The organism is Vibrio sp. 1401 (assembly GCF_033340295.1).
In genome coordinates this window covers 1-756 of sequence record NZ_JAWOWF010000299.1, presented here as the reverse complement: position 1 = coordinate 756, position 756 = coordinate 1, and the positions used below count along the sequence as shown (strand labels likewise).

The following is a 756-nucleotide window of genomic DNA, read 5'->3' as shown; positions in this document are numbered from 1 at the left end:
GTCGGCCTTGCGACCATTGTTGTCCGTCAGCGTACCGTTATCCATCACTTGCAGTAACAAATTAAAGATATCTGGGTGCGCTTTCTCAATCTCATCCAACAAAACAACGGAATGAGGATGCTTAATAACGGCATCGGTTAACAAGCCACCTTGATCATAACCAACATAACCTGGAGGAGCACCAATTAAGCGGCTCACAGAGTGACGCTCACCATACTCAGACATATCAAAACGAAGCAGTTCAATACCAAGCAGTTTCGATAGCTGAACAGTTACTTCGGTTTTACCCACACCAGTAGGCCCTGCAAACAAGAACGAACCCACAGGCTTGTTATCTACACCCAAACCAGCACGAGACAGTTTGATAGCCTCCGAAAGTGCATCAATAGCGTTGTCTTGACCAAAGACTAGCATCTTCATTTTGCCATCAAGATTCTTCAAGATGTCTTTGTCAGATGAAGACACCGACTTCTCTGGAATTCGAGCCATTTTTGCAACCATGGCTTCAATATCAGCCACGCCAACCGTCTTCTTACGACGACTTGCTGGAGCTAATCGACTACGAGCACCGGCTTCATCAATAACGTCAATCGCTTTGTCAGGTAGATGACGTTCGTTGATGTACTTCGCAGACAGCTCTACGGCTGCACGCAGTGCTTTGTTGGTGTAACGCACTTCGTGGTGAGCTTCGTACTTTGGTTTCAAGCCCATCAGGATCTTGGTTGTATCGTCCAGAGATGGTTCTACAACGTCGAT

The 756-nt window shown here is 46.6% G+C and carries 1 protein-coding gene; it reads right to left on the bottom strand.

All coding sequences use genetic code 11. The features are described from left to right. The coding region (locus R7Z77_RS25230; protein ID WP_318137029.1) for an AAA family ATPase at positions 1-756 on the bottom strand (756 nt) is incomplete at both ends.